Source organism: Falsirhodobacter algicola, assembly GCF_018279165.1.
Classification (GTDB): domain Bacteria; phylum Pseudomonadota; class Alphaproteobacteria; order Rhodobacterales; family Rhodobacteraceae; genus Falsirhodobacter; species Falsirhodobacter algicola.
In genome coordinates this window covers 36,388-57,810 of sequence record NZ_CP047291.1, presented here as the reverse complement: position 1 = coordinate 57,810, position 21,423 = coordinate 36,388, and the positions used below count along the sequence as shown (strand labels likewise).

Sequence of the window (21,423 nt, the reverse complement as noted above, 5' to 3'; positions counted from 1 at the left end):
TCGGCAGAAGCGGTCGGCGATGGTCCTTCGGAAATCTCGTATGGTCAGCCGCTGGCCGCCTGCGGCGCGGCCGCATCCATGTATTGGGCAAGCACGCCGTCGAAATCGCCATCGGCCACGAAGCCGAGCGCGCGCGGGCGGGACACATCGAAGGCCCCCGGCCAGCTGCAGACGATGTCCATCACGCGCGGGTCCGATGTCATCGCCACGCGGGCGCGCGCCTCTGCCCCGCCGAGGCGTTCCAAGCTGTCCAGCATCTGCGCGGGCGTCACCGTGATGCCCGGCAGGTTGAGCACCCGGTTCACCCCAAGCGCCCCGGCCGCGATCCCGCCCGCCAGCACGAGGTTCGCGATCGCGGTATCGGGCGAGGAGATCCACAGCCGCGTATTCGGCGGCACGGGGCATTCGGACGCCTCGCCCGCCAGCGGCTCGCGCAGCATGCCCGACACGAAGGACGACGCCGCGGAATTGGGCGCGCCCGGACGGACGCAGATGGTCGGCAGGCGGCAGGTGATGCCGTCGACGAACCCCTTGCGGCTGTATTCGCTGACGAGCAATTCGCCGATGGCCTTGCCGCAGCCGTAGGAGGATTGCGGCATGGGTGCCATCGTCTCGGGCACGACCTCGGGCATCGGGCCGCCGAAGACGGCCAGCGATGAGGTGAAGACGACGCGCGGCGCGGTCTGCAGCTTGCGGCATTCCTCCAAGAGCAGGCGCGTGGCATCCACGTTGATGTTGAGGCCGGTGTCGAACTCCGCCTCGGACTGCCCCGAAAGGACGGCGGCGAGATGATAGACGACGTCCGGCCCCTCCGACAGCGCGCGCGTCACATCCTCCGCATCGGCGATGGAGCCGACGACGCTGCGCACGCGCGGATCGTCGATCGGGCAGGCGACCCGGTCCAGCGATACGATCGAGGCGACCTTGCGATCCGGGCCGAAGCCCCGATCCAGCAGGCGCGCGATGAGGCGGCTGCCGAGGAACCCGGCCCCTCCGGTGATGACGATCTTCATTCTTCCACTCCCTTCCCGGCCGAAGGGTCATCCGCCTCCGGCATCTCGGCGAGGATGACCTCCAACCCCATATCCCTGAGTTCGCCGGCCACGCCGGCATCGATCTGCCCATCGGTCACGACCGCATCGAACACATCCATGGGCAGGATGTTGATCGCGGCCACCACGCCGTATTTCGCGGAATCCGACACCAGCACCGCCCGCCGCGTGCGTTCGAGGACGGCGCTTTTCACCGGGCGCTTCGCCTCGGTCGGGGAGCTGAGCCCCGCGATCGTCCAGGACGAGGTGGAGATGAAGGCGATGTCGTAGTTGAAGCGCCCGAGTGTGCCCGTCGCGATCTCGCCGACGCAGGAACGGTTGTTCCCATCCACGAGCCCCCCGGAATGATAGAGCGTCGCGCGGGAATGCTGCGACAGATAGGCCGAGATGACGAAGTCGTTCGTGACGACCGTCAGCGCGTCGCGGTCGCAAATCGCGCGCGCGATCTCCAGCGTGGTGGTGCCCGCGTCCAGATAGACGACCATCCCATCCTGAACCATGCGCGCCGCGGCGCGGCCGATGGCCCCCTTCTGATCCGCGTTGATCGCGGTTTTCGCCAGATGCGGCAGTTCGACCTGCAACCGCTGGCTGAGGCGCACGCCCCCCGACACCGATGTGACGCGGCTTTGCCGTTCGAGGGTCTGGATGTCGCGCCGCACCGTCATATGCGACACGCCCAGCCGTTCGGTCAGTTCGGCGATGCTGATCACGTCCCGCTCTACCAGGCAGGACAGGATGAAATGCTGGCGTTCGGCGGGGATCATGGGTCAGGCACCCTTTTGCGTCAGGAAGGGCGCGGCCCAGCCGAGGCCATCCTCGGTCCGCCCGCGCGGGTTGTATTCGCAGCCGAGGAAGCCGTCGAAGCCCACCCGGTCGAAGGCCTCGAAGATGGCGGCGTAGTTCAACTCGCCCGTGTCGGGTTCGTGGCGATCCGGCACGCCCGCGATCTGCACATGGCCATAGGCGCCCTTCAGACGCTCGATCCGGCGGATGATGTCGCCGTCCATGATCTGCGCATGATAGACGTCGAACTGAAGCCGCACGTTGCGGCGATCCAGCTTGCCGATCAGATCCAGCGCCGCGTCCTGATGCGCGAGGAAATAGCCCGGCATGTCCCGCGTGTTCAGCGGTTCGATCGACACCTCGAGGCCCGCATTCGCCGTACGGTCCGCGGCAAGGCGCATGTTCCCCATCCACGCAGCCTCGCAGGCGCTCGCGTCCGGTTCGTCCGCCGTGATGCCCGACATCACATGGATGCGCGGACATCCGAGGCCGGTCGCATAATCGATGGCCTGATTCAGCGACGCCGCGAATTCGGCCGTCTTCGAGGGGCGGGCCGCGAAGCCGCGCTCCCCGCCCGCCCAATCGCCGGCGAAGGCGTTGATCAGCGTCAGCGACAGGCCGTTCCGGTCAAGGCGCGCCTTCACCTCGTCGATGGAATGCGCATAGGGAAAGAGGAACTCCACCGCCTCGAAACCTGCAGCGGCGGCCCGGTCGAACCGGTCGAGGAACGGGGCGTCGGTGAACAGCATCGACAGGTTGGCTGCAAGTCTGGTCATGTCAGTATCCTCCGCCCAGTTCGGCGATCTCTGCGTCGGTCAGGTAGTGAAGTTTCTCGCCCTTCAGCAGGAACAGCAGCTTGGCCGTCTCCTCCAACTCTTCGGCGTTGTTCACCGCATCGTCGATGTCCTTGCCCAGAACGACGACGCCATGCGAGGCCAGCAGGAACGCCTGCGCCTTGTGGCGGCGCGCGGCCTCGGCCAGATCCTCGCCGATCTGCGGCGAGCCGGGGCGGTAGTACGGGATCACCGGCATGTAGCCGATGCGCATGACGTAATAGGGCGTGAAGGGCCGTATCGCGTTGTCGCGGGGCAGATCCTCGAGGCAGCTCAGCGCCGTCAGATAGGTCGAATGCAGGTGCACGATCGCCCCCGCCTCGGGCCGCACGTCGTAGAGCTTGCGGTGAAACTCGAACTCCTTCGAGGGTTTGGGGCCGGGCCTCGGGGCCCCGTCCGGCCCGATCACCGTCAGCCGGTCCGCCTCCAGCCGCCCGAGGCAGCTGCCCGTGGGCGTGACGAGGAACCCCCCCTCGTCCGAGCGGACCGAGACATTGCCCGCGCCGCCGACCGAATAGCCCCGGTCGAACAGACTGCGGCAGAGTTGGACCATGCGTTCGGCCTTGGCTGCGTCGTTCATGCCGCCCCTCCGATCACCGCGCGGATTTCGGCGGGTTGGCAATCGACGAAGAAGCTCTCGGCGCCGAAATTGCCGGATTTGAGCGCCAGCGACAGCGGGCGATCCACCGCGCGGACCCATGGCACGCCCGGCGCGATCTGCGGGCCGATGGCAAAGCCCGATACCGCCAGCGCCTGCGTCACCGATCCCGATGTCTCGCCCCCGGCGACGACGAAGCGGACGATGCCGCCATCGGCCAGCCTGCGGGCGGCGGCGGCAAAGGCGCGTTCGACCGCCTCGGATGCGGCGGCGCCGTAGCGGGCCTGAATGCCGCGCAGAACCTCCGGCTTGGCCGTCGCGGTGATCAGCGGCGCGGGGCGGCCCCCGTCCTGCGGCTGCGCCAGCGCCCATTCGGCCATCTCGGCGCCATAGGCGTCCGGATCGGCAAGGCAGCGTTCGACATCCACATCGAACACCGGCGCCAGATCGCGATAGGCCGCGACCTGCGCATTCGTCATGACTGAGCACGACCCCGAGATGACGATGCCCGGCCCGTGCAGCGGCGTGCCGGCTTCGGCTGCGGCACGGGCCAATTCCTCGATGCGCCCGGTATCGCCGGTCGCGACCGCGCGCGCGATCCCCGCCCCCAGCCCCGAGCCGCCGGTGACGAGCGCCATATCCGCCACGGCCTGCCCCAGCACATCCAAATGCGCGTCGCTGACCGCATCCAGCACGACATAGGATACGCCCGAGGCGCGGAGCCGCTCGATCTCGGCGCGGACGGCCTCGACACCCCGTTCGACCGTGGCCGTCGTCACGACGCCCGCGCGGCCCTTCGACTGCATCTCCATCAGGCGCATCAGGTTCGAATCCGTCATCGGCGTGATGGGGTGATCCTTCATCCCCGACTCCTGCAAAAGCTGATCGCCGACGAAGAGATACCCCTTGTAGATGGAGCGTCCGTTGATCGGCAGCGCCGGGCAGACCACGGTGATGTCCGTGCCGATGGCCGCCATCAGCGCATCCGCCACGGGGCCGATATTGCCCTTTGCGGTGGAATCGAAGGTCGAGCAGTATTTCTGGAAGATCTGACGGCATCCCAGCGATTGCAGCCATTCCAGCGCGGCAAGGCTGTCGGCCACGGCCTCGCCCGCCGGGTTCGACCGCGATTTGAGCGAGACGACCACCGCATCGCCCTCGACCGTGGTGCCCGCTTCGGGAACGCCGATCATCTGGGTCGTGGCAAGGCCGTTCGCCACCAGAAAGCCCGCAATATCGGTCGCGCCGGTGAAATCGTCCGCGATGACGCCGATCATCATGGATCAGCCCTCCTTCTTGGGCAGGTCGATCCCCGAGAAGGTCTTGATGACGGCGCTGTCATCCTCGCCGCCAAAGCCCATGTTCGACGCGCTCTGGAACATCGCAAAGGCGGTCGAGGCGAGCGGCAGCGGGAATTTCAGGCTGCGGCCGGTTTCGGTTACGAGGCCCAGATCCTTGACGAAGATGTCCACGGCCGAAAGCGGCGTGTAATCGCCGTCCACCACATGTTTCATGCGGTTTTCGAACATCCACGAATTGCCGGCGGCGTTGGTGACGACATCGTACATCGTATCGAGCGGGATGCCCGCGCGGGCGGCCATGGCCATGGCCTCGGCCCCGGCGGCGATGTGCACGCCGGCCAGCAGCTGGTGAATGACCTTCACCATGGCACCCAGCCCAATGTCCGTTCCGATGGTGTAGACCTTGCCCGCGACGGCCTCGAGCAGCGGCCCCGCCGCCGCGAAGGCGGCCTTGCTGCCCGAGGCCATGACGGTCATCTGGCCCGCCTCGGCCTTGGCCGCGCCGCCCGAGACCGGCGCATCCAGCATCTGCACGCCCATCGCCTCGAGATCGGCCGCGAGCGCCTTGGCATCCTCGGCCGATTGCGTGCAGCTGACGATCGCGACGCCGCCCGCGCGGATGCGGCCCGCCGCGCCCCCCTCGCCCAAGAGGACGGCGCGGGCCTGCGCGGCATTCACCACGAGGACGAGGATCGCGTCGAACTCTCCCTCAAGGTCAGCGATCGACGCGCCGACCCCTTCGGCCCCCGCCGCCGCGAACTGATCGCGCCGTGCCTCCGAAAGGTCGATCCCCGAGGTCGGAATACCGGCGCGCAGGCAGGACAGCGCGGCCCCCATCCCCATCGAGCCCAGACCTACGACACAGGCGCGATATCCCGAATCCACAACCATGATTCATCCCCTTGGTGACTGGTGTTCCCGTCACAAGAGCATGCGTCCTTCACAGATGCAAAACATATTTCACAGAATATAACGGCAGAATCACAATTCGTATCACATGGCGCTGTGATCCGATGTGCGGCCCTTAGGGCGGGGCCGACGCATGGCCTGCGGGCCGGAAGCCCCAGATCCCCGCATCCCAGACGCATCCGATCTTGGGGGCCATGATCGCGAACTGCTCGGCCAGGCATGTATCGTTGAGCCTGCGGGACCAGCTGCGCAAAGGGATCATGCTGCGCGGGCCATAGCCGTCGATCAGCACGATGCGCGAGCGACCATGGCGCGTCTCATAGAGAAGGTTGTTCAGCGTCAGATCGTAGCCGAGGATATGGAACGCCCGCATATCGCGTGCGAATTCCGTCAGAAGGTCCGCAAGCTGCGCGGCATCCATAAGCTTCTTCGAGACGATCTCCCCGACCGTCGGCGCGATATCCCCGTCTTCGTTCCGGATCTTCTGCACGACGATGGAAAATCCCACATCCGTCAGAAGCAGCCCGCGCAGATGCGCGATGGGGGGCGGCCGCCGCAGGGTTTCCACGCGCAACGAGGCGTCGAGATAGGCCTGATACTGGCGGCGGATGTTCTTGTGGTAATTGTAGGTGTCGGGCGAAATGCCAAACCTGCGCCGGACCGCGTTCTTGAGGCGCTTCAGAACGCCGAAGTTCTTCGCTTGGCGGTACTTTCGTACCTTCACAAGCTGGCTCGGCTTGCCGGGGCGGCTATAGACCTTGCTCTCCCGCCCCTCTGCGATCGGATTGTTCGCGGCCAAGCGGACGAACCACGCATCCTGCTGGTATAAGCGGCTCTGCTCTGTCGGGTCTGATAATAGGGTCATTCAATACAGCGGTCGATAAATGGTCATAGGGGCGCCGAGGGGCGTCTGCGCTGGCCAGCAAAGGCCGAGCGAAGCTTGGGCGGGGGGTTGCATCGGGCGATCCGGCGGTGCCGCGTGTCACACCCGCAACGGATTTGCGCGGCGAACGGTCTGGCCCTGTCGATATCGTCCTACGGGCCGTAAATGGCCCGTAGAGTGGCGTCAAATCAAGACGCTGTGTTCTTCTTGCCCCTTGCCGACATCGGCGGCGGCAAACACGGCGCCTTCCAACGCTGCCGGATCGACCAGCCCCTCGGCGGCCGAGGTGGCGAAGAGCGTCGTCAGCCCCGCCCCGCCAAAGGCCGGGCAACTGATCTGCGTCGCGGGGAACGTGACCGCGTCGATGAATGTCCCCGCCGCATCGTAGCGGGCCACGCGGCTTGCGCCCCATTGCGCGGACCACAAGGCCCCTTCGACATCGACGACCGCGCCATCGGGGTTGAGCCCTTCGCCGCGCAGATCGGCGAAGACCTCCGGCTCGGCCATGGGCCATCCCTGCGCATCGAGGCGCACCTTCCAGATGATCGCGCGGGCCGTGTCGGAGAAATAGGCATGGCCGCCATCGGGCGCGAAACAGATCGAGTTCGGAATGGTGATGTTCGGGAAAAGCTTGCGCAGTTCGCCCTTGTGATACCGCCAGATCGCACCGGCCCCCGGCGCCACCGCGATCGCCATCGTCCCGATCCAGAAGCCGCCTTGCGGATCGGCGCGCCCGTCATTGGATCGGGTCAGCGGGTTTTCGGCGTCCAGCGGTACCAGCACCTCATGCGCGCCCGTCCGCAGATCGAGGAGGTTCAGCGCATTCTGCGATGCAAGGATCACCGTATGTTCCGAAACGCGCCCCGCCGCCGAGACGTATTGGTCGAACTCGAACCGCCGCACCGCCCCCGTTTCCCCGCGCTGGAACATGCGTCGCCCGAGGATGTCGAACCAGATCAGGCTCTGGCTGTCGGGGTGCCACAAGGCCCCCTCTCCCAGCACGCAGGGCGTCGGATCGAAGACCGCCGCCGTCATTGCGCGTTCGTCCATGCGGCCACCAGCGCCTCGGCCTTGCCCGCCACAACCTCGGCGCTGTCCCCCGGTTTGTAGATCGACGAGCCGATGCCGAAGCCTGTGGCACCGGCCGCCAACCAGTCGGCCATGTTCGCAGGCGTCACGCCCCCCACGGCATAAAGCGGCATGTCGGGCGGCAGCACCGCCTTCATCGCCCGCAGGCCTATGGGGCCAATCAGATCGCCCGGAAACAGCTTCAGCGCATCCGCCCCCGCGTCGATGGCAGCAAAGGCCTCGGTCGGTGTCATCACGCCCGGAAAGCTTTCCATGCCAAGCGTCTTGGATGCGCGGATCACCTCCACGTTGCAATTGGGGGACACGATCAGCCGCGCCCCGGTTTCGGCCACCTGCGACACCTGCGCCACGGTCAGCACCGTGCCCGCGCCGATCGCAGCCCGATCCCCGAACCGCACCTGAAGGGCGGCGATGCTGTCCAGCGGATCGGGCGAGTTCATCGGAACCTCGATCCGCGTGATCCCGGCCCCGACAAGGGCCGCACCGATGTCCACGGCCTCGGCGGGGGTCAGCCCGCGCAGGATTGCTACCAGATTCATGCCGTTTCTCCGATCCGTTTCCATGCGCGGTGCAGCCCCGCAAGGGTTGCCGCCTCTGCATCCGCCTCGCTGACCTGAACGCCCTGATGCCGCAGCGCGCGCGCATAAAGCGCCGCCAGCGCGGGCGCGCCGATCAGCGCAACCTCTTGGCCAAGCCAGTAGGGTTTGGCCCCCGCCAGTTCCCAGCCGATCAGCAGCCCCGACAGCGTCGAGCGCGCCGTTTCGGGCGACAGATCGCCGATCAACGCCCCTGCGCGCAACTGGAACAGCCGCCCATAGGCCCGGTGCGGCTGTGCCAGCGCATCGTTCACCGCGGCATCGAAGGCTTCCTCCTCCGTGGCGCAAGAGGATGCAACCGTATGCCGCAGAACCGATTTTCCGGCCAACAGCTCGAACACCTCACCGGTCATGAAGCTCTGGAACGAACAGATTTCTCCGGCAGAGATATGCGCCCATTTGGTATGGGTGCCGGGCAGGCAGACCACGCCCTCGAAATCGGCGCGCGCCGCCAGCAGGCCCGCGATCTGCGTCTCCTCGCCGCGCATCACATCTGCCGGATTGTCCTGCGATACGCCGCAGGTGATCCAGACCCTGGTGCCCGGCACATTGGCCAGGGGCGTCTGCGCCAAGGTAGGAGCCTTGGCATAGGGGGCCTCGTGCCAGCCCTGACGGGAACCGACCATCCCGCAGGCCACGATCGCGGCCCCCGTCCATTCGGCCCAATCGGCGGTTTCATCCGCAAGGACCTGCGCGAACTCGGTCCGGTTCAAGCCGCCCATCCCTCGAGCCGAGGCGCGCTGATGCACCACCTCCGCGCCGCGCATCGCCCAAAGCCGCAGGTTCGTCGTTCCCCAATCGGCGGCGATCCAATGATCGGATGTCATAGCTTTTCTCCCTCGCAAACCCACATCGTCAGCGGGAAACTCCAGGGCAGGTTGATCCCCTGCCCCATCAAATACTGACCCGTCAGGATCAGATCGCCCGTTTTCAGCGCCGGTGCCCCGCGCGACAGGCCCACCGCATCGGCGCGGTTGCGCAGGGTGATACGGTATCGTGCCTCTGGGTCAAGCTGCGCAAGGCGCAGGGGCCGGGGCAGGATCTGCTCCGAACTCTCCGCCCGGCCCGCGAACACGACGAACCGCGCCCCGTCTTCGGACAGCTGCTGTTCGGCGATCACCGCCGGGTCCGCGCTTTCCAGCCGCAGGATATCGGCGCGGCGCATCCAGTCGCGGTTGACCTTCCACCACGCGGTCACATCGCGCAGCACCGCGGCCTCGTCCTCCGTCAATTCGCGCGGGTCCATTTCGAACCCCATATGCCGGGCCGCCGCGACCCATGCGCGCATCTGGATGTCGATCACCCGCCCCGAGGTATGGCAATGGCGCGGGCCGACATGGCTGCCGGTCACCGCCATCGGCAGGAACAGCGCGGCATCGTGCTGGATACGCAGCCGCTCCAGCGCATCGTTGCTGTCCGACAGCCAGACGCGTTGTGTGCGGGCCATGATCCCGAAATCGATCCGCCCCCCGCCCGAGGCACAGCTTTCGATCTCCACCCCCGGAAAATCGGCGCGCAGTCGGTCCAGCAGCGCATAGGTGCCGCGCGTTTGGGCCGCATCGGCATAGGGCAGGACGCGGTTGTGATCCCATTTGATATAATCGATGTCATGGGCCTTCAGAACCGCCGCGATCCGGCCATGAAGATAGGCGCGGACATCCGGTTGCGACATGTCCAGTACCATCTGCTGCCGCCCCAGCCCCTGATCCGCCGGACCAAGCGCCCAATCGGGATGGGCGCGGTAGATGTCGCTGTCGGGGTTGACCATTTCCGGCTCGAACCAGATGCCGAACGTCATTCCCAGCCCGTGGACATGGTCGATCAGCGGGCCGAGCCCTTCGGGATATTTGCGCGGATCGATCGTCCAGTCCCCGAGGGACGAGGTATCGTCATCGCGGCGCCCGAACCAGCCGTCATCCAGCACGAACCGCTCGGCCCCCAGATCGGCGGCGCGGGTCGCGATGTCTTGAAGCGCGGTCAGCGAATGGTCGAAATAGATCGCCTCCCAGCAGTTGTAATGCACGGGGCGCGGACGTTCGGGGTGCGGCCACGTCACGATCTCGTCGCGCAGGTGGCGCTGATAGGCGGTGGCGCAGCCGTTCAGACCATGGGGCGAATAGGCGGCATAAAGCGGCGCCGTTTGGAACGCGGTGGCGGCCCCATGCTCGGTCTGCGGTGCATGGCCGAACTGGATCTGGCGGCGGCCATCGGGCAATTCCTCGGCCACCATGCCATGGCCGCCGGACCATCCGTAATGCAGCGCCCAGACCTCGCCGCCGGTATTGGTCGCGCCCCGGCCGGGCAGCAGGATCGCGGGGAAATGTTCGTGCCCCGTCCGGCCCGTCCGGTTGTCACGCGCATGGATGCCCGCGCGCCAAGGATGCCGCTGCATCCGGAACTCACCGATCCAGCGGCCCGAAAAATCGATCATCTCATCCGCAAGCTGCGGCGCGGGAAAGACCGGCGCGGCCAGCCAGTCCAGATGAATCGGGCGGTCCGACACCACCGATGCCTGCGCCGTCAGGACATGCGTGCGGGGGTTGATGCCGAAGGTTGCGACATAGCGCAGCCCCCCGTCGCGATAGCTGAGGGTCAGGGTGTTCTCCCCCTCCTCCGCCCCCTCGAACCCGAAGCGCGGCAAAAGGATCGCCCCGTCCTGCGAGCGCGCCCGAAGGCCCGCCTGCCCCGGAAAGCTGCGCGCCGCCTCCGGGCAGATCGACAGGTCCGGGTTCCGGTCCAGCATTCCGCCAGTCACATCCATCCGGTGCGCGCCTGCGGGATACTCCCCGATCAGCGGCGCCCCCCAATAGACGATCTGCGGCAACTCGTTGTTTTCGGCCAGAAGGACAAGGCTCTGGCAGGCATCACCCAGATGCCAGATCTGTGGCTGGCTCACTTCACGGCCCCCAAGGTCAAACCTGCGATGAAATGGCGCTGCATCGCAAAGAACATCAGAACGGGCGGCAGGGCGGCAAGGATGGACCCTGCCGACACCAGATTCCACGCCGCGATCCACTGGCCGTTCAGACTGTTGAGCCCTGCGGTGATCGGCTGCGTATCCGCGCCCGTGGTCAGCACCATCGCCCAGAAATAGTCGTTCCAGATGAAGGTGAACACCAAGACCGACAGTGCCGCGATGGCCGGACGCATCAGCGGCATCACCACATGGCGGAAGATCTGCCATTCGGTGACCCCCTCCACCCGCGCGACCTCGATCAGATCGAAGGGCAGACCCTTGATGAAATTGCGCATGAACAGCGTGCAGAACCCCGTCTGGAACGCGATATGAAACAGCGCGAGGCCGGAAATGGAATTGTAGAGGCCGAGGCTGACCGTCAGATCGCGCACGGGCACCATCAGGATCTGGAACGGCACGAAGTTGCCCGCCACGAACATGAAGAACAGCAGGTGATTGGCCCGGAACTTGTAGATGGCCAGCGCGAACCCCGTCAGGCACGACAGGCCCACGGCCCCGATCACCGTGGGGATCGTGACCTTGAAACTGTTGAGCAGGTATTTATCGAGCGCGGTGTTCTTGAAGACCGTCAGGTAGTTGTCGAACGCCAGCGCCGAGGGCCAGCCGAAATAATTGCCGGCCGCCAGATCGGATGTCGGGCGCACCGAGGTCATGGCGACGCCCAGCAAGGGCAGAAGCCACAGGATCAGCATCACCGGCAGCGCGATCTTGTAGGCGCGCTGCGCGGTCGGCGACAGGCCTTGGATGGGACGCGGGAACATCAGCGCGCTCCTTGTTCGTCGCGCCACATCTTCCAGATGAAGCCCGAAATGAAGATCATCATGATGGCGAACAGCACCACGGCGATTGCCGCGCCATAGCCCATCCGGTAGCCGTATTCCGACAGCGCCTGTTCATACATGTAGTAGGACAGCACCCGGCTGGAGCCGTAGGGGCCGCCCGATGTCATGATCGAGACCAGATCGAAACTGCGCAGCGCGCCGATCACCGTGACCACTAGCGCGATGAAGGTGGCCGGGCGAAGCTGCGGTAGCACCACATACCACAGCATCTTCATCCCCTTCGCACCATCGAGGCGGGCCGCTTCGATCTGATCGGGGGCCACCGCGTTCAGGCCGGTGAGGTAGAGGATCATGCAATAGGCGATCTGCGGCCACAGCCCGGCCACGATGATGCCATAGGTAACCAGATGCTCATCCGCCAGAATGGCCACCTGCGATCCCGTCACCCATTCGATCAGCTTGTAGAACAGGCCGAAATCGGGCGCGTAGAACCACGAGAAGATCAGCCCGACGACCACCTGCGAGATCACGAACGGAAAGAAGAACAGAGATTTGTAGATGCGGATGCCGCGGACCGTCTGGTTCAGGAACAGCGCGATCATCAGCCCCGCCGGCACCGCCAGCATATAGAGCGCAAGCCAGATCACGTTGTTCTTGAGCGAGGTGTAGAACGCCTCGTCGTCGAACAGTTCGATATAGTTGCCAAGCCCTATCCAGATCTTGGGGCTGAGCCCGTCCCATTCGAAGAAGGACACCCACATCGATTGGAATACCGGAACGATCACATAGACCAGAAACATCGCGAAACCCGGCGCGAGGAACAGCCAAGGTGCCAAGGATTGCCGTGATCTGCGCTTGCGCGGCGCGGCGGTGTGTTTTTCGGTTATCGGCGCCATGACCACGGCTCCCCCCTCAGATCGGTCGTCAGGCGGGGGCAAGGCAGCCTTGCCCCCGGCGTCGTGGCTATGTTCAGCGGGCGGCGCGGGCGCGGGTCTTTTCAAGCCGCTCAAGGATCGCGTCGATGCGGTCCGGCTTGACCATGAACTCTTGGAACCCCTCCATGCCGACCTTGGCCATCTCCGGCGAGGCGTCGCGGTCGAAGAACTGGGCGATGCCGCCATCGGCGGTGCTCAGCAGCTCGAACCCGGCCTGAAGGAACGGATCGTCGCCCACCGTCGAATCCTTGTTGATCGGCAGTTGGCCCAACGTCTCGTTCATCTTGGTCTGCTCGTCGGCGCTGGCGATGAAGGCGAGGAAAGCCTTGGCATCGGCCACGTTCTTTGCGCCGGCGGGGATGTGCATCGTGTCGGTCGGTGCCTCTTCGGCGCGGGGCAGACCGGGCGTGATCTCCGGGAACGGCATGAAACCGAGCGTGTCGTCGGTCATGCCGCCATCCTTGAAGGTGGCCACCGCGAAGTTGCCGATGACGTAGTTGGCGGCCTTGCCCTGCACCAGCAGCGTCGCCGCATCCTGCCAATCCAGCGCCGCGTGGTTGGAGGTGGTATAGGGCAGCACCTTGGCCCATTCGGCGAACACCGCCTTCACGCGGTCATCCGTCCACGGAATCTCGCCGCTGGTCAGCTGCTGGTGGAACTCGTACCCGTTCGTGCGCAGATCCAGATAATCGAAGATGCCCGCCACCGGCCACAGCGCCTTCGATCCGGTGGTCAGGCAGTCGATCCCGGCCGCTTGGAACGTCTGGCAGTTGGCGACGAACTCGTCCCACGTCTTGGGCACCTCGACGCCCGCAGCCTTGTAGACGTCCTTGTTATAATAGATGCCCCATTGGTAGTAGGTGTAGGGAACGCCCCATTGCTTGCCGTCGATCGTCATGGACGAGGCGGCCGAGCCGAGGCTCTCGTTCAGGCCATTCTCGGCCCAGACATCGGACACATCCATGAACTGGTTCGATTTGACGAACGGGGCCATCCGGTTGCCCGCATACCAGTTGGCGATGTCGGGGCTGTCGGCGGTCAGGAAGTTGCGGATCGCGGTCTTGTACCCCTCATGATCGAACAGGTTCAGAACCACGTTCACATCCGGGTTCGCCGCTTCGAAATCGGCGATCAACTCCTCGATCGCGGCTTTCGGTGCGGGGTCGGATGCGTCGCTGTTGATGGTCAGGGTGCGCTGCTGCGCGGCGGCCGGCAGGGCCGTACCCAGCATCAATAGGCCCAGCAGGGCTGATTTCGTGATGGTCATATGCTCCTCCCAAAGCAAGTCCGGCCAATAAAGAGTTCCACATGTTGGAACACCATATTGCATATTGAAACGATCTGCCGAATCGGCCAGTCTGTCAACATCGAACGGAGCGAGGTGCGGAGGGGGGAGCCGATGACCGAGTACCAAGATCCTGCCGCCTTGCAGAGCGATAAGGCGAAGGAAGACGGGACAGTGGGGCGGACGCTTGCCGTGCTGGATCTGGTCGCGGGATTTGCGCGCCCGGTGAAATTTGCCGAACTGCTGCCGGCTGCGGGCCTGCCCAAGGCGACGCTGCATCGGTTTTTGCAGGCGCTGACCAATCAGGACATGCTGAGCTTCGATGCCGACCGGCAGACCTATGCGCCGGGCCTGCGCCTCGTGCGGCTGGCGCATTCGGCATGGGCGCAAAGCAGCCTTGCGCCGGTGGCGGCGCCCTTCCTCGATGCGCTCTCCGCCGACACCGGAGAGACGATCCACCTTGCCCAGTTGGAACGCGGCATGGTGCTTTATGTCGACAAACGGAACGCGGCCCGCCCGGTGGAAATGTTCTCGCAATCGGGCAAGGTCGGCCCCAGCTATTGCACCGGCGTGGGCAAGGCTATGCTGGCCTATCTGCCCGAGGACAAGCTGGCGGACGCCATCGCACGCACCTCCTTTCACGCCTTCACGCCCACGACGCTGGCGAACGAAGAGATGCTGCGGGCGGAACTGGCGGCCATCCGGGCGCGCGGCTTTGCGTGGGACAACGAGGAGCACGAGCCCGGCATCGTCTGCATCGCCGCCCCGATCCTGTCGCAGACGAACCGCGTGCTTGGCGCATTGTCGATCACCACGGCCAATGCACAAGACCGCGCCAAGCTGGAGGCCCATGCCCCGCGCGTCCTGCACACCGCCCGAGCCATCGCGGAGGCGGCCCATGCGTGGCGTTTTCCCGAACAATAATCAGCGCGTTCCGCGGAGGCACTGACGCCGCACCGCCGGAAGCACTGTCGTCACATCACTCTGGGAGGAGAGTCCGTGTCTCAAGTTAGCCTGCGCAAGGTCGTCAAGACGTATGGCGCCGTGGAGGTCATCCATGGCGTCGATCTGGATGTTCGACAGGGCGAATTCTGCGTGTTCGTCGGCCCGTCCGGTTGCGGGAAATCGACCCTGCTGCGGATGATCGCGGGGCTGGAGGAAACCACCGCCGGTTCCATCACCATCGGGGCGCGGGATGTGACCCATGCCGATCCGGCGGCGCGCGGCGTGTCGATGGTGTTCCAGACCTACGCGCTCTATCCCCATATGACGGTGCGCGAGAATATGGGCTTCGGCCTGAAGATGAATGGCCACCCCAAGGCGGACATCCTTGCCAAGGTGAACGAAGCCGCGCGCATCCTGAAGCTGGACCCGCTGATGGACCGCAAGCCCGGCGCCCTGTCGGGGGGGCAGCGGCAGCGCGTGGCCATCGGCCGCGCCATCGTGCGGGGGCCGGAGGTGTTCCTGTTCGACGAACCCCTGTCGAACCTCGATGCCGAATTGCGGGTGGAAATGCGCACCGAGATCGCGCGCCTGCACCGCGAGATCGGCGCCACGATGATCTATGTCACCCATGATCAGGTGGAGGCCATGACGATGGCCGACAAGATCGTCGTTCTGCGCGCGGGCCATATCGAACAGGTCGGTGCCCCGATGCATCTCTACGATGATCCCGACAACCGCTTTGTGGCCGGGTTCATCGGCTCTCCGGCGATGAACTTCGTCGCGGCCACGGTGCAGGACGGCGCGATCACCGTTCCGGGGCTGGACGACGCGCGGATCAAGCCCGCGATCGCGATGCCGCGGAACGGCGTGGATGTCGAAGTCGGCCTGCGGCCCAATGCGCTGCGGATCACGGCACAGGGGAATTACCGGGTGGAACATGCCGAAAACCTCGGCTCTGTCACCTATGCGCATCTGAGCGCGCCTTCGGGCGAACGGCTGGTCGTGGAAACCGATCAACGCCTGCAGGCCGCAGGTGGCACGATGGTGGGGCTGGAATACGACCCCGCCGATTGCTTCGTGTTCCGCGCCGACAACGGTCTGCGGGTGCGCTGATGCTGGAGATCGGTTTGGTCGGGCTCGGCACCATCGCCCGCGCCCAGCATCTGCCCGCGATTGCGGCGAACCCGGGAATGCAGCTTGCGGCCATCGCCTCGCGGAATGCCCGGCTGGACGGGGTTGCCAGCTATCCCGATCTCGCGGCCTTGCTGGCGGCGGAACCTGCAATTGCGGCCATCTCGCTCTGCACCCCTCCGCAGGGGCGGTTCGATCTGGCGATGGCGGCCCTGCAGGCCGGGCGGCATCTGATGCTGGAAAAGCCGCCGGGGGCCACGCTGTCGGAAATCGGGGCGCTGCAGGATGCGGCGCAGGCCCGCGGGCTGACGCTTTTCGCCACATGGCATTCGAGAGAGGCCGCCGCGGTGGAGGCGGCGCGCGCATGGCTGTCGGGCAAAACCCTCAGCTCCGTCACGATCGAATGGCGCGAGGATGTGCGCAAATGGCATCCGGGGCAGGAGTGGATCTGGAAGGCAGGGGGGCTCGGTGTGTTCGATCCCGGCATCAATGCGCTGTCGATCCTGACGGCGCTTGTGCCCGATGTCGTGCTGCTACGCGCCGATCTGCACATCCCGCAGGGCCGCGAAACGCCCATCGCGGCGGATCTGCACCTGTCGGCGCAGGGCGTTCCGATCACGGCCACCTTCGACTGGCGGCTGGCGAAGGACGAAATCTGGCGCATCCGGTTCGAAACCGATCAGGGCACGCTGATGCTGGATGACGGCGGCGCACAGGCCAGCATCGACGGGACCGTGCTGCATTCCGGCGAGAACCGGGAATACACGCGCCTCTATGCCCGCTTTGCGCAGCTGGTCGCCGCAGGGCAAAGCGATGTCGATCTGGCGCCGCTGCGCCTTGTCGCGGATGCCTTCCTGATCGGAACGCACCATTCCACCCACCCTTTCACGCCCTGAGGCCACCATGAAAATCACGGCAATAGAGACCTTCATCGTTCCGCCCCGCTGGTGCTTTGTGAAGATCAGCACCGATGAGGGCATTTCCGGCTGGGGGGAACCGGTGCTGGAGGGGCGCGCGCAGACCGTGGCCGCCATGGTCGAGGAACTGTCGGATTACCTGATCGGACAGGACCCGCGCCTGATCAATGACCATTGGACGGTGATGTACCGCGCGGGCTTCTACCGGGGCGGCGGCATCCATATGTCGGCCATCGCAGGCATCGATCAGGCGCTGTGGGATATCAAGGGCAAGGCCTTGGGCCAGCCGGTCCACGCGCTGCTTGGCGGACAACTGCGGGACAGGATCCGGGTCTATAGCTGGATCGGCGGGGACCGCCCCGGCGATACCGCCCGCATGGCACGGGAGTGCGGCGAGCGCGGGTTCACCGCCGTCAAGATGAACGGCACCGAGGAAATGCAGTTCGTGGACAGCCACGCCAAGGTCGATCAGGTGCTGGAACGCGTGCAGGCGATCCGTGACGAGATGGGCCCCGATTTCGGCATCGGCATCGATTTCCACGGGCGGGTGCACCGCCCCATGGCCAAGGTTCTGGCCAAGGAGTTGGAACCGTTCCGGCTGATGTTCATCGAGGAACCGGTGCTGTCGGAACACGCCGAGGCGCTGCGCGAGATTGCCAATCACTGCTCCACCCCCATCGCGCTTGGCGAACGCCTTTACACCCGCTGGGATTTCAAGAAGATCCTGCAGGAAGGCTTTGTCGACATCATCCAGCCCGATCCGTCCCACGCGGGCGGCATCACCGAAACCTACCGGATCGCCGGCATGGCCGAGGCCTATGACGTGGCGCTGGCGCTGCACTGCCCGCTGGGGCCGATCGCGCTGGCGGCGAACCTGCAACTGGATGCAGTGTGCTACAACGCCTTCATCCAGGAACAATCCCTTGGCATTCATTACAACGAAGGGTCGGATCTGTTGGATTACCTGACCAACCCCGAGGTCTTCGGCTATGAGGACGGCTATGCCCGCATTCCGCAGGGGCCGGGCCTTGGGATCGAGGTGAACGAGGACAAAGTCCGCCGCGAGGCCGCCAATGGCCATCGTTGGCGCAACCCCGTCTGGCGTCATGCCGACGGCAGTTTTGCGGAGTGGTAAGATGCGTAACAACCAGAAACTGAATACGGAATGGTCCTTCAGGGACGGGTTCGATCCCGACTGGATCACGGCCGATCTGGGCGGTGCGGCGGTTACATTGCCGCATAATGCCGTCGATCTGCCGCTGAACTATTTCGACGAAACCGCCTATCAGCACGCCTTCACCTATCAGCGGGATCTGCACTGGTGCGCGGAATGGGAGGGCGCAGAGGTCGAACTGCGGTTCGACGCCGCGATGGCCGATGCCGTGGTGTGGTGCAACGGGACCGAGGTTGTCCGGCACGCGGATGGCTACACGCCCTTTACCGCGCGCCTGACGCCGCATCTGACGCGCGGCGTCAACCGGATCACCGTGCGGATCGACGGGACGGAGAACCCGCAGATCCCGCCTTTCGGCGGGCGGATCGACTATCTGACCTATGCCGGGATCTACCGCGATGTCTGGCTGCGGGTGCTGCCGAAGGCCCATATCCGCAACGTGAAGATCGAAACCCCCGAGGTTCTGGCCGCGCGGAAAACGGTCGTGCTCAACCTGTGGACCGAAGGGGCACAGGGCACGGCAACCGCGGTCATCTTCGATGCCAGCGGCACCGAGGTCGGTCGCGGCACGGCCGAGATCGCGGATGATCGCGCCAAGGTCACGATTGCGGATCTGACCGGCATCACCCTGTGGTCCTGCGACACGCCCGCGATGTATACGGCCGACATCACGCTGCAGAGCGGGGACCGGACGCTGACCCGCTTCGGGTTCCGGCAGGTGGACTGGACGCCCGAAGGCTTCAAGCTCAACGGCGAGGCGCTGAAGCTGCGCGGGCTGAACCGGCATCAGAGCTTTCCCTATTCCGGCTATGCGCAGGGCAAACGCGCACAGGAACGCGACGCCGAGATCCTGCGCTTCGATCTGGGCTGCAACATCGCGCGCACATCGCATTATCCGCAAAGCACGTATTTTCTGGACCGCTGCGATGACATCGGGCTTCTGGTCTTTGAAGAGATTCCCGGCTGGCAGCATATCGGCGGGGCCGCGTGGCAGGACGAATCCGTGCAGAACGTCGCCCGGATGATCGAACGGGACTGGAACCACCCCTCCATCATCATCTGGGGCGTGCGGATCAACGAGAGTTTCGACAATCGCGATTTCTACCTGCGCACCAACGCCACGGCCCGCGAACTGGACGGCACCCGCCCCACGGGGGGCGTGCGGTACATCACCGAAAGCGAACTGCTGGAGGATGTGTACACGATGAACGATTTCGTGCTGGGCGAATTCGAGATACCGGGCACCAACCGCCCCCGCACGGCTCTGCGCACGCAGCCCGAGGTGACGGGCCTGCCGCACCCCGTGCCCTATCTCATCACCGAATATAACGGCCATATGTTCCCGACCAAGGCGGGCGATCCGGAGGCGCATCAGTCCGAACATGCGATCCGGCATCTGGAGGTGCTCAACGCCGCCTATGCCGATCCAAGCATCTCGGGCTGCATCGGCTGGTGCATGTACGATTACAACACGCACAAGGATTTCGGCGCGGGCGACCGCATCTGCCACCACGGCGTCATGACGATTTTCCGCGAGCCGAAATTCGCAGCCTTCGCCTATTCCAGCCAGAAGCCCGCCAGCGAAGGGATCGTCATGGAACCCGTCACGGTCTGGGCGCGCGGAGAGCGGAATATCGGGGGGGTTCTGCCGCTGGTCATCCTGACGAACTGCGACGAGGTCGAACTGGTCTTTGCCGATGTGGTCAAACGTGTGGGGCCGGATCGCGAACGCTTCGGCCACCTGCCCAATCCGCCCATCATCATCGACGACCGGCACTTCTCGGCGGATGAGCTGGGCCACTGGGGCCAAAGCTGGCACGGCGGGCGCATCACAGGATATCTGAACGAAGAGAAGGTCGCGGAACGGATCTTCCCCGGCGACAGCACGCCGACCACGTTGGAGATCGTCCCCGATGTCCGGACCGCCGAGGCCGATGCAAGCGAGGAGATCCGCGTGATCTTCCGCGCACTGGATCAGGCAGGGAACAAGCTGCTGTTCCTGAACGATCCGCTGACGCTGCACGTCGAGGGTCCGGCCACGTTGATCGGGCCGGAGATGACGGTGCTGGCGGGCGGCACCTCGGGCGCGTGGTTGCGGCTGACCGGAGAGGTCGGGACCATCACGCTGACGGTCACGTCGCCGCGGTTCGGCACCCAGACGATCACGCTGACCGCCACCGAACCGGCATCGCAGAGCGATCTGCTGACCTTCGCGCTCTGACGCGAGGCATCCACCCGGCCATCATCGGCCGGGTGGGCGATCACTCGCTCCACCCGGCATGGTCTGCCAATCGGCGGATCAGGAAATCCATGAACACCCGTGTCTTCGGGGTCAGCACGTTGCTGCGCGGATAGACCAGCCAGAGCACCGCGCGATCGTTGAGCCTCCATCCCGGAAGCACCCGTTCCAACCGCCCATCCGCCAGTTCCGCAGCGATGTTCCAAAGCGAGTTCACCGATAGCCCCGCCCCGGCCAAGGTCGCCTCGCGCTGCGCATCGCCGTCGTCCACGATGGTGCGGCTGATCATGCGCTCCGTGTCCAGAAGGGCCGTCTGCCCCGCGGCATTCACCAGTTCCTGCTGGCCGAGCCTGCTCCACGCGATCAGCCGGTGGCCGGTCAGATCCTGCGGCGCAGCCGGAACGCCATGCGCCGCAAGATATCCCGGCGCCGCGCAGAGAACCCGCGTGTCATCGGACAGCTTGCGCCCCTTCAGGCTGCTGTCGTCCAGAGGGCCGCTGCGCAAGGCAAGGTCGAAACTGCCCTCGATCAGGTCGAAGCGCGTATCGGACAGGCGTAGATCCAGCGTCAGATCGGGATGGGCGGCGTGAAACTCGGGCAGCAGCGGCATGATGTGGCGCTGCGCGAAACTGCTGGGCGCGGCAAAGCGCAGCGTGCCCTTCGGCCCGGCATCCGACCCGCCAAGCGCCGCCCGCGCCGCATCGGCCTGCGCAAGGATCTCGCGGGCATAGGGCAGGAAATCCGACCCTTCCAGCGACAGCGACACCTTGCGGGTGGTCCGGCGCAGAAGCTCCACGCCGAGGTCCTGCTCCAATCGGGCAAGGCGCGCGCTGGCGACCGCCGGGACAAGCCCCAAGGCCCGCCCCGCCGCGGAGATGTTGAGCCGTTCGGCCGCCATGACGAAGAGGCGCAGGTGATCGGTGTCCATTCGGTGCGCCTCCAATGTGCAGATGCCCCCATTGAGGCCGATTGATCCCCGCGTTCAAGGGCGATG

General features: G+C 65.4%; 20 protein-coding genes. 5 read left to right on the top strand and 15 right to left on the bottom strand.

Annotated elements, in window-relative coordinates; all coding sequences use genetic code 11:
• Window positions 1-44: 44 nt before the first annotated feature.
• From denD to GR316_RS12470, 14 genes are all read right to left on the bottom strand, one after another.
• Window positions 45-1,013: a D-erythronate dehydrogenase gene (denD, locus tag GR316_RS12535; protein ID WP_211785464.1), complete on the bottom strand. Its 969-nt coding sequence runs from the start codon at window positions 1,011-1,013 to the stop codon at window positions 45-47.
• Window positions 1,010-1,816: a DeoR/GlpR family DNA-binding transcription regulator gene (locus tag GR316_RS12530; RefSeq protein ID WP_211785463.1), complete on the bottom strand. Its 807-nt coding sequence runs from the start codon at window positions 1,814-1,816 to the stop codon at window positions 1,010-1,012. The genes denD and GR316_RS12530 overlap by 4 nt, the downstream gene beginning before the upstream one ends.
• Window positions 1,817-1,819: 3 nt before the next feature.
• Window positions 1,820-2,611: a 2-oxo-tetronate isomerase gene (gene otnI, locus GR316_RS12525; RefSeq protein ID WP_211785462.1), complete on the bottom strand. Its 792-nt coding sequence runs from the start codon at window positions 2,609-2,611 to the stop codon at window positions 1,820-1,822.
• Window position 2,612: 1 nt separating this feature from the next.
• Window positions 2,613-3,248, bottom strand: coding sequence for a 3-oxo-tetronate 4-phosphate decarboxylase (gene otnC, locus GR316_RS12520; RefSeq protein WP_211785461.1), 636 nt, complete (start codon window positions 3,246-3,248; stop codon window positions 2,613-2,615).
• Window positions 3,245-4,546, bottom strand: coding sequence for a 3-oxo-tetronate kinase (otnK, locus tag GR316_RS12515; protein WP_211785460.1), 1,302 nt, complete (start codon window positions 4,544-4,546; stop codon window positions 3,245-3,247). The genes otnC and otnK overlap by 4 nt, the downstream gene beginning before the upstream one ends.
• Window positions 4,547-4,549: 3 nt before the next feature.
• Window positions 4,550-5,452 (bottom strand): L-threonate dehydrogenase, encoded by a 903-nt coding sequence (gene ltnD, locus GR316_RS12510; protein ID WP_390625203.1) that lies wholly within the window; start codon window positions 5,450-5,452, stop codon window positions 4,550-4,552.
• A gap of 139 nt (window positions 5,453-5,591) precedes the next feature.
• Window positions 5,592-6,341, bottom strand: a complete 750-nt coding sequence (locus GR316_RS12505) for a YrbL family protein (protein WP_211785458.1) — start codon at window positions 6,339-6,341, stop codon at window positions 5,592-5,594.
• Between the two features lie 201 nt (window positions 6,342-6,542).
• Window positions 6,543-7,409: an SMP-30/gluconolactonase/LRE family protein gene (locus tag GR316_RS12500; RefSeq protein ID WP_249218871.1), complete on the bottom strand. Its 867-nt coding sequence runs from the start codon at window positions 7,407-7,409 to the stop codon at window positions 6,543-6,545.
• Window positions 7,391-7,987: a 2-dehydro-3-deoxy-6-phosphogalactonate aldolase gene (locus GR316_RS12495; protein WP_211785457.1), complete on the bottom strand. Its 597-nt coding sequence runs from the start codon at window positions 7,985-7,987 to the stop codon at window positions 7,391-7,393. Before GR316_RS12495 ends, GR316_RS12500 begins: the two co-directional genes overlap by 19 nt.
• A complete protein-coding gene (locus GR316_RS12490; RefSeq protein ID WP_211785456.1) occupies window positions 7,984-8,871 on the bottom strand; it encodes a 2-dehydro-3-deoxygalactonokinase in 888 nt (295 codons plus the stop codon). Before GR316_RS12490 ends, GR316_RS12495 begins: the two co-directional genes overlap by 4 nt.
• A complete protein-coding gene (locus GR316_RS12485; protein ID WP_249218870.1) occupies window positions 8,868-10,940 on the bottom strand; it encodes an alpha-galactosidase in 2,073 nt (690 codons plus the stop codon). Before GR316_RS12485 ends, GR316_RS12490 begins: the two co-directional genes overlap by 4 nt.
• Window positions 10,937-11,782 (bottom strand): carbohydrate ABC transporter permease, encoded by an 846-nt coding sequence (locus GR316_RS12480; protein ID WP_211785455.1) that lies wholly within the window; start codon window positions 11,780-11,782, stop codon window positions 10,937-10,939. The genes GR316_RS12485 and GR316_RS12480 overlap by 4 nt, the downstream gene beginning before the upstream one ends.
• On the bottom strand, window positions 11,782-12,699 hold the full coding sequence (locus GR316_RS12475) for a carbohydrate ABC transporter permease (protein ID WP_211785454.1): 918 nt from the start codon (window positions 12,697-12,699) through the stop codon (window positions 11,782-11,784). Before GR316_RS12475 ends, GR316_RS12480 begins: the two co-directional genes overlap by 1 nt.
• A gap of 73 nt (window positions 12,700-12,772) precedes the next feature.
• Complete coding sequence (locus GR316_RS12470; RefSeq protein ID WP_211785453.1) at window positions 12,773-14,005, bottom strand: ABC transporter substrate-binding protein; 1,233 nt, start codon at window positions 14,003-14,005, stop codon at window positions 12,773-12,775.
• 132 nt (window positions 14,006-14,137) lie between these two features.
• Here GR316_RS12470 and GR316_RS12465 point away from each other — a divergent pair, with 132 nt between their 5' ends.
• The 5 genes from GR316_RS12465 (at window position 14,138) to GR316_RS12445 (ending at window position 20,411) form a co-directional block, all read left to right on the top strand.
• Window positions 14,138-14,947 carry an IclR family transcriptional regulator gene (locus GR316_RS12465; RefSeq protein ID WP_211785452.1) on the top strand — a complete coding sequence of 270 codons (810 nt, stop codon included), beginning with the start codon at window positions 14,138-14,140 and terminating at the stop codon, window positions 14,945-14,947.
• Window positions 14,948-15,022: 75 nt separating this feature from the next.
• Window positions 15,023-16,081: an ABC transporter ATP-binding protein gene (locus tag GR316_RS12460; protein WP_211785451.1), complete on the top strand. Its 1,059-nt coding sequence runs from the start codon at window positions 15,023-15,025 to the stop codon at window positions 16,079-16,081.
• Window positions 16,081-16,995: a Gfo/Idh/MocA family protein gene (locus GR316_RS12455; RefSeq protein WP_211785450.1), complete on the top strand. Its 915-nt coding sequence runs from the start codon at window positions 16,081-16,083 to the stop codon at window positions 16,993-16,995. Before GR316_RS12460 ends, GR316_RS12455 begins: the two co-directional genes overlap by 1 nt.
• A 7-nt stretch (window positions 16,996-17,002) precedes the next feature.
• The gene (gene dgoD, locus GR316_RS12450) at window positions 17,003-18,151 is read left to right on the top strand and encodes a galactonate dehydratase (protein WP_211785449.1); all 1,149 of its coding nucleotides are present in this window, start codon (window positions 17,003-17,005) and stop codon (window positions 18,149-18,151) included.
• A 1-nt stretch (window position 18,152) separates the two neighbouring features.
• The gene (locus GR316_RS12445; RefSeq protein WP_211785448.1) at window positions 18,153-20,411 is read left to right on the top strand and encodes a glycoside hydrolase family 2 protein; all 2,259 of its coding nucleotides are present in this window, start codon (window positions 18,153-18,155) and stop codon (window positions 20,409-20,411) included.
• Between the two features lie 40 nt (window positions 20,412-20,451).
• Here the strand turns inward: GR316_RS12445 and GR316_RS12440 are convergent, their stop codons facing one another.
• Window positions 20,452-21,357 (bottom strand): LysR family transcriptional regulator, encoded by a 906-nt coding sequence (locus tag GR316_RS12440; protein WP_211785447.1) that lies wholly within the window; start codon window positions 21,355-21,357, stop codon window positions 20,452-20,454.
• Window positions 21,358-21,423: the final 66 nt, after the last annotated feature.